The 6,719-nt window shown below is 33.1% G+C and carries 6 protein-coding genes; 1 reads left to right on the top strand and 5 read right to left on the bottom strand.

Annotated features, from left to right (window positions below; all coding sequences use genetic code 11):
• The first annotated feature begins 258 nt into the window (after positions 1–258).
• Positions 259–915 carry a fructose-6-phosphate aldolase gene (gene fsa, locus L3J35_11780; protein ID MCF6366871.1) on the top strand — a complete coding sequence of 219 codons (657 nt, stop codon included), beginning with the start codon at positions 259–261 and terminating at the stop codon, positions 913–915.
• Between the two features lie 4 nt (positions 916–919).
• Here fsa and L3J35_11775 read toward each other — a convergent pair whose 3' ends face one another.
• Genes L3J35_11775 through L3J35_11755 form a run of 5 tightly spaced genes read right to left on the bottom strand, consistent with a single transcriptional unit; the run spans position 920 to position 6,553 of the window.
• Positions 920–2,122, bottom strand: a complete 1,203-nt coding sequence (locus L3J35_11775) for a hypothetical protein (GenBank protein ID MCF6366870.1) — start codon at positions 2,120–2,122, stop codon at positions 920–922.
• A complete protein-coding gene (locus L3J35_11770) occupies positions 2,109–2,792 on the bottom strand; it encodes an ABC transporter ATP-binding protein (GenBank protein MCF6366869.1) in 684 nt (227 codons plus the stop codon). The genes L3J35_11775 and L3J35_11770 overlap by 14 nt, the downstream gene beginning before the upstream one ends.
• Before the next feature lie 54 nt (positions 2,793–2,846).
• Positions 2,847–4,277, bottom strand: a complete 1,431-nt coding sequence (locus tag L3J35_11765; GenBank protein ID MCF6366868.1) for an FtsX-like permease family protein — start codon at positions 4,275–4,277, stop codon at positions 2,847–2,849.
• A 31-nt stretch (positions 4,278–4,308) separates the two neighbouring features.
• Positions 4,309–5,760 (bottom strand): hypothetical protein, encoded by a 1,452-nt coding sequence (locus L3J35_11760; GenBank protein ID MCF6366867.1) that lies wholly within the window; start codon positions 5,758–5,760, stop codon positions 4,309–4,311.
• Between the two features lie 19 nt (positions 5,761–5,779).
• Positions 5,780–6,553, bottom strand: a complete 774-nt coding sequence (locus tag L3J35_11755; GenBank protein MCF6366866.1) for an outer membrane lipoprotein-sorting protein — start codon at positions 6,551–6,553, stop codon at positions 5,780–5,782.
• Between the last annotated feature and the right edge of the window lie 166 nt (positions 6,554–6,719).

Raw genomic sequence — 6,719 nt, 5'->3', positions numbered from 1 at the left:
AATTACATATACATTACCGGAATCAAAACAAACTAAATCAAAAATACCGGAAATGGACGAAGATCAAACCGAATTATCCGAAATTATTAATCGGAATTTTTAGGGTGTTGCAAAGACGAAAACAGGAGATTTTTAAACAAAGGGAATAGCAAAATATAAGGGAGCAAATTTAATGCTCCTTTTTTTATGTTTGAAAGTATGTTTTTGAGATTAATAAATTAAAGTAAATTTGCAGAAAATTAATTCAAACAAAAATACATGAAGTTTTTTATAGACACAGCAAATCTTAATCAAATTAAAGAAGCACAAGACCTCGGAATACTTGACGGAGTAACTACAAACCCTTCACTTATGGCTAAAGAAGGCATAAAAGGTGAAGAAAATATTAAAAATCATTACAAAACAATTTGCGAAATTGTAGAAGGTGATGTAAGTGCGGAAGTTATTTCAACCGATTTTGAGGGGATGGTAAAAGAAGGAGAAATGCTTGCTGCTTTACATCCTCAAATTACCATTAAAGTTCCTATGATTAAAGAAGGAATAAAAGCTATTAAATACTTTTCCGACAAAGGATTAAAAACAAATTGCACATTAGTTTTTTCTGTCGGGCAAGCATTACTTGCCGCAAAAGCCGGAGCAACTTATGTTTCTCCTTTTATAGGAAGGTTAGATGATATTTCAACCGACGGAGTAGAGTTAATTAAGCAAATTGTTGATATGTATAATTACTACGGTTACGAAACCCAAGTTCTGGCGGCATCCATTCGACATACGCAACATATAATACAATGTGCTGAAGTAGGTGCTGATGTTGTAACGGCTCCTTTAAGTGCAATCACGGGGCTTTTAAAACATCCTTTAACCGATATAGGATTAGAGAAATTTTTGGCAGATTATCGTAAATTGAACGGTTAAAGGTTTAAAAGTTATATTTTAACTGAAGAAAGGCAAAAGACAGATTTAAATCATTCTCTAAGGTAAACGGACTGATAAAATCTTTAATTCTGAAAGTTTGGGCAATAAAGGCAAAATCTAAATTTTCGGAAAGAGAGTATATTATACTCGGACCGATATAAAAACCGGTTACCCCCGGATAATAAATTCCGGAAACAGAAATATTAAGCAAAGGTGTAACAGGATAGTTTATATTTCCGAAAATGTTATATTCAGAGAATGAAAGGTTTTTAACACTTAAAGGCTGGTTGTAATAATTTGAAAAACTTGCTGTTTCAGATTGTCGGTTGTACAGAAATTCAAATTGCAGCATTAATGAGTTTGAGAAGAAATAACTGAAAGACGTACTTGCAACTAAAACACCGGTTGTGTCGTTAAAGTTATTTTTCGGATGCAAATAACTTGCTTCGCCTTTAAAGGATATTGATTTGATATTCCCTTCCCATCCTGTGCCGACAACATAGTCTTGCTCGTTAATTATACCGCCCATTATCTGAAAATCGTATCCGCCGGCAGCAAACTTGAATAAACCTGCCGTTGAAACTTTTTTTGCACTGTCTGCTTTTATAACCAATTCGGCTGAAGATGTTGCACTTGTGTAATATTGAATTCGCAAAGCATCGGAGCCCGGTTTTTCAGGATAGTCAAAATCAAAAAAAGAATAGGAGTTAAAAATATTATTCGGATTCCAAACAAAACTTCTGCCCCAATTTATTCTTTGTCTTCCGAGTGTTATGTTTAGATTTCCTTTTTCGTAAGAAATACTTGCTCTGTCAATTTGTGTGTTCAATAAAAAAGAACTTCCTGAAAATATGTTTGTGTTTAAGTCAATTATTCCGTTATCTTTTTGCATATTTTTTCCGTAATCGGGTGTGTATTTTACGGTTTCTCCGGAAAAAAGCCGTGTTCTGGCTCCGACTTTTATTGTGAAATGTTCATTCGGAAACCAATTAAAGTTCAGACGGTTGTGAATAAGGTTGTCGTTAATCCAATTTCCTTCAATGCTGTCGAAAATCATAACAGATTGCATATTTGTTATATATCCTCCGAGGGAATATTTTTTTTGCTTTTCTTCTTCCTGAGAGAAAGTACTTGCTGAAAATATCAGAAAAATTGTTATTATCAGAATAGTTCTTTTCATTACATTAAGAAGTTTACTTTTTTTCATCTTTAACAACTTTTCCGTCATCAATTGTTATTACTCGCTTGGCTTTATTTACTACACGAGCATCGTGTGTTGAGAATATGAACGTAATGTTTTCTTCTTTATTTAATCGTTCCATAATATCCAATAAATTTGCCGTTGACTTGCTGTCAAGATTTGCTGTCGGTTCGTCGGCAAGAATAAACTTAGGCTTTGAAGCCAAAGCTCTGGCAACGGCAACCCTTTGCTGTTGACCTCCGGATAATTTACTCGGTCTGCTGTTTATTCTGTCTCCGAGCCCCACTTCTTCCAACAATGCAATTGCCCTTTCTTCTCTTTCTTTTTTTGATTTGCCTTGAAGTTGCATAATAAACTCAACATTTTCCTTTGCAGTAAGCACCGGAATTAAATTATAGGCTTGAAAAACAAAGCCGATGTTTTGCATTCGGAAATCTGTTAATTTTGATGCTTTCAGTTCTCCGATATTTGTCCCGTCAATAAAAATTTCGCCTTCCGTGGGACTGTCTAATCCGCCCATCATGTTTAAAAAAGTTGTTTTCCCTGAACCGGAAGGACCGACAACAGCTGTAAATTCTCCCTGCTCAAAACTTAAATCAATTCCTCTTACGGCATGTACTTTAACTTCGCTGTTGTTATAAATTTTGTGTAGGTTTGTAACTTCTATTATTTTCATATTTTTATTGTTTTTTATTGAGCTGTTTTTTATGTAAAATCTGCAAAGGTTCATTTAAGCATCAGTTCTTACTGCTTCTGCCGGGTTTAATTTAATTGCTTTTACGGCAGGATATACGGATGATAAAACAGCTGCTAAAATAACCAAAAGTGTTATACCGATATAGTAGCTTAAACCCATTTCAGGGTAAATTATTGAATCGTAACCGATTGCTTCAAATGCTTCGCCCATTTGTTTCGACAAATCAATTCCGGTTTTTGATAAGTGCGAAATAATACCGTAATTAATTGCTAAACCGACTACTGCTCCGACAATTGTTAAAAAAATGGTTTCGACCATTATCATGCTGAATATACGTTTTCGGTTCATTCCGATAGCTGCAAGCATTCCGAGTTCTTTGGTTCGTTCCATAATTGCCATTAGCATGGTGTTTACAATTCCAAAAGCGAGGGCTGCTAAAATTAAGCCTATTAAAAAGTAATTATAAATTGTCATGTATTCAGAAATCATAACAATCATCGGGTCAATTTCTCCCCAGCTTTCAATTTTTAAATTCGGATATTTCTCGCTTAAACTTTTTGCTGTGCCTTTTGCCAAATGTCTGTCTGTTAAAAGTATGGCAATTTCATGGTTTGTGTTGTTTTTATAACCGGTTAAGTTTGCCAAGTCTTTTTTCTTAACAAAAACGGTCATTTCATCAAACATTCGATTTGATGTTTTATAAATGCCGGTTACTTTAAAATTTTCACCGGTTAATTCGCCTTTTGAGTTTTGAATGTTAATTACTACTCTTGCTCGAGGTTTAAATACCATTGCATATTTTATAAATAAGAACTCATACTCTGTTATCAATTCTTCATTGAGTAATTCTTTTAATTTATAGAAGTAATCTTTATGAGATCTGAATTGTTCGTTTAAAACAGATTGCAATTTCAGAGTATCTTCCTTCGGGAAACCGGCATTTATCAATTTTCTTATTGTTTCATTTGTAATGACATATCTATCCAGTTTTAATTTCTTTGCCGTTGTTTCACTTATTAATACAAGGTTTTTTTTATTTCCTTCAAAATAAGTTCCGGTTGAATCTTTTATAAAAGTATAAATTTCTGTAACTTCTTTTTCGTCTTCCGGATTGATTCCGTAAATAAATGCTCCCGTGCTTCCACCGGATGTATTAATCATTCCGGATAAAATCATTCTTCCGGTAACGGATTTTACCTCAGAAATCTTTTTTAACTCTGAAATTAAGTGTTCTGAATCAGGAATATTATATTTTGCTTCAAAATTTTCTTGAAATTCGGGATGATGAATTTGAATGTGAGAAATTTCATTATAAATAGCGGTGTGGGCTCTTTTCTTTGCCATTCCTTCCATCATGGCAACGCCGAATGAACCGGCAAGAAGCCCGATTGTTACTGCAAATATGACAACAAGACTTCTGAGTTTATTTCTCCATACATTCTTTCGAGCAACTGTAAATATCATGTTATTAATTTTTCTGTTATACTGTTAACTTTTATGCTCTTAAAGCATCAATAACTTTTAATTTCATAATTGAAATAACCGGAAATATCATTACAACAAGCAAAATACCGGCAATAACCAAAACTTGATTCAAATAATATGTGTCAAACCATGCCATCGGCATAATCGGTTCCATTCCGTATGTTGCCATCATTTCTGCCATATCTCCTTTTAATCTTATCGGGTTTAAATGCCCGAGAGCTACAATCGGAGCACTGAGAATTATTCCGAACAAAAGTCCCATAAAACTCATAAACATCATTTCCAACGTAATAACAATTCCGAGTTTAAATTTTTTCATTCCGACGGCAATCATAACTCCCATTTCCCTTTTTCGCTCTGCAATCATCATCAGTACGGTTCCGAATACTCCGAATGCAATTACAATATATAACAATGCAATCATCATTTTTCCGCTTTCATTATCTGATTTTATTTGATTGTTCAGTTCTTTGTTTGCTTCTTTCCAGCCCCTTACCAACATATCGCTTCTGTTAAGAACGGCAATAATATCATCTCTTGTTTTTTCTACTTCAGAATAGTTTTTATCAAATAAATTGACCGCATAAGATGTTAAAAGGTATTTCGGGTTTTCGGGATTTTCTGTTTCTTCATAGGCTGAAAAATAGTTTTGTGTTTCACGCAAAGATGCGTAAATCATCATGGCATCTAATTTCGGATTAGGAATAATAATTATTCCTCGTACGGGAAATATTTCAGCAGCACTGCTTCCGTGATAACCCTGTCCCATTAAAACAATACTGTCACCGACATTTAATTTTAAATAATTTGCTAACCGAGAGCCTATAAGTACACCTTTATCGTCTTTTTTTAATGACTGACTATTAAATTCAGCATACTTTTTTATAATCGGCAAATATTTTTTTACATCATCGTCATTCGTAAGGTTCATTTCAAAAGCCAGGACATCATCATTTGAATAAAATTTATTTTTATTTTCCTCTAATGCTTTTAACAGTTCTTCGTTTATTCCTTCTTTTTTTATTTTTCCGATTGCACCTTCACTAATTTTAATCTTTGCAATTTGTTTGTTGAAACCGGTCATTGCGTTTTCAAGCTCGGGGTCAATGCCGGTTAATAAAACCCCTTTGCTCTGCACATCAGAATATGCATAAGAGAATAAAGACAAGCGAGGAACAATGCCTTTTACATTTTCAACAGACTGAATTTTTTTTATGAGTTCTTTCGAATATTCAATTGTGTTATCAATACTTGCTTCTTCCGGAAAATCGGGGTGCTCAATTTGAATATAGCCGGAATATTTTTCAATCATTGTGTTAATCATTGCATCATAACTTCCAAGTTGAAATGAACGCATTATAATCGCTAAAAACACAGCAAAGAATATTGATGACATTGTAATGAAACTCCGACGTTTATTTCGCCAAATATTTCGCCATGCTATTTTTATATAGTCAAACATCGTAGATTATTTTGTTAATTTATTTTACAGGAAAACGCAAAGTCATTCCTTTTTTCATGTTTTGTTGAGAAAAAAAGCTTTCTGAAACATTTATGTCATATATAATTTTATCCATAATAACGATTGTTTTATTTCCCGGCTCATCTTCCGGAATCAGCTCAAAATAGGTCGGAATTTCTCTTCCGCTCATTATTTTTACTTTTGAGGCTTTTTCTGTTTTTATTAAATAATCGTCTTCATCATAAAATTCTGTTTTAAGTTGCAAATAGTTATCTTTCGTAATCCATTTAACCAGTTTCCCCCAAACAACGGCAGCATCTTCTTTCGGAATTAATTCAATTTTATAACAAACTTTATCTGCATAAGTTTCTGTGTTGATAATTTTATGGGTGTAATCAACAACAAGAGAACTTTCTTTTAATAAATCGTCGTTTGAAAAGTCAGAACCCATCCATCCTTGCGACATCATGGATGCAGGAAGTTTTATTAATCGTCTGATTTTCGGATTCCAGCTCCACATTTCATTTTTACGCTTCATAAATGTTTGCCCTTTTTCTTTTGCGGGGTTTGTTACTAATGTCATAGAATAATCTAAACCTTTATTGCAAGATTTAAAACTTACGGTTCTTGACCATTTCGGGCGAACAATTGTCATTGTCATTTCATTATATGCTGATTTTCCCCTGAATTTATCATCGGCTTTTTTTATGATTTCTTTTGCTGTTTGGGAAAAAACTATGCTTGAAAAAAAAACAAAAACATTTAGTATTGTAATAAATTTAAAGATTCTCATTGTATTAGCAGTATTTAGTAAATAAACAGACAACGCATTTTGTAATTTTATCTTGAATCTAAAAAAATTACCTTTTATATAAAAAATTGATTAATTTCATAATCTAAAAGAATATCAACAGACTAAAATTACCCGGGGATTCGTTCAAAAGTACAATGGTAAAAAA

This window comes from Bacteroidales bacterium (assembly GCA_021648725.1).
Taxonomy (GTDB): Bacteria; Bacteroidota; Bacteroidia; order Bacteroidales; family JAADGE01; genus JAADGE01.
The sequence above is the reverse complement of the archived record's forward strand: the minus strand, read 5'-3'. Positions and strand labels throughout refer to the sequence as shown.